Origin of the sequence: Azospirillum sp. B506, assembly GCF_000333595.1 — a bacterium.
Taxonomy (GTDB): domain Bacteria; phylum Pseudomonadota; class Alphaproteobacteria; order Azospirillales; family Azospirillaceae; genus Azospirillum.
This window is the reverse complement of record NZ_BADK01000193.1, coordinates 1-1,104: the sequence shown is the minus strand read 5'-3', so window position 1 is coordinate 1,104 and position 1,104 is coordinate 1. Positions and strand designations below refer to the sequence as shown.

The window sequence follows — 1,104 nt, the reverse complement described above, 5'->3', positions numbered from 1 at the left end:
GGGTGCTTTTCACCTTTCCCTCACGGTACTGGTGCACTATCGGTCACTGAGGAGTACTTAGGCTTGGAGGGTGGTCCCCCCATGTTCAGACAGGGTTTCACGTGCCCCGCCCTACTCGTGGATCGCTTCCGGTTTATCCGTACGGGGCTATCACCCGCTATGGCCCGACTTTCCAGACGGTTCCGGTTATGTAGAAGCAATCACTGGCCTGGTCCGCGTTCGCTCGCCACTACTAGCGGAGTCTCGGTTGATGTCCTTTCCTCCGGCTACTTAGATGTTTCAGTTCGCCGGGTTCGCTTCCCACACCTATGAATTCAGTACGGGATACCGCCGAAGCGGTGGGTTTCCCCATTCGGAAATTCACGGATCAAAGCCTGCTCGCGGCTCCCCGTGACTTATCGCAACGTGCTACGTCCTTCATCGCCTCTCAGTGCCAAGGCATCCACCAGATGCCCTTCAGACGCTTGATCTCTATTCCGAACGTCACGCACAGGGGCAAACCGCTCCTGCCTCGTGGACGCTCATGAAGATGCATCCTCGGTCACTTAAAACTCGACTTTATTCACGATTTGAAAGATCCAGCGTTTTGAAATTTTCAAAACGCCAAGCGCTTCTCGTCAATCCGGCCGAGATGCTGCAGATGCAGCGTCAGCGGGTGTTCCGGATTGTCGAGAAGGGATGCGCCGGCGGCGGCAGAGATGCGCCTTTGTGGCTGAGGTGCCGGACCGCTGAGGTCGGCTTCCTTAGAAAGGAGGTGATCCAGCCGCAGGTTCCCCTACGGCTACCTTGTTACGACTTCACCCCAGTCGCTGACCTTACCGTGGTTGGCTGCCTCCCTTGCGGGTTAGCGCACCACCTTCGGGTAAAGCCAACTCCCATGGTGTGACGGGCGGTGTGTACAAGGCCCGGGAACGTATTCACCGCGGCGTGCTGATCCGCGATTACTAGCGATTCCAACTTCATGCACTCGAGTTGCAGAGTGGCATCCGAACTGAGACGGCTTTTGGGGATTGGCTCCATCTCGCGACTTCGCTTCCCACTGTCACCGCCATTGTAGCACGTGTGTAGCCCAACCCATAAGGGCCATGAGGACTTGACGTCATC

General features: G+C 57.1%; 2 rRNA genes. Both read right to left on the bottom strand.

From position 1 onward, the window contains the following. Window positions 1-470, bottom strand: a 23S ribosomal RNA gene (locus tag I71_RS06595); the annotation flags it as partial. Between the two features lie 277 nt (window positions 471-747). Beyond that, window positions 748-1,104: ribosomal RNA gene (locus I71_RS06590) — 16S ribosomal RNA — on the bottom strand; the annotation flags it as partial.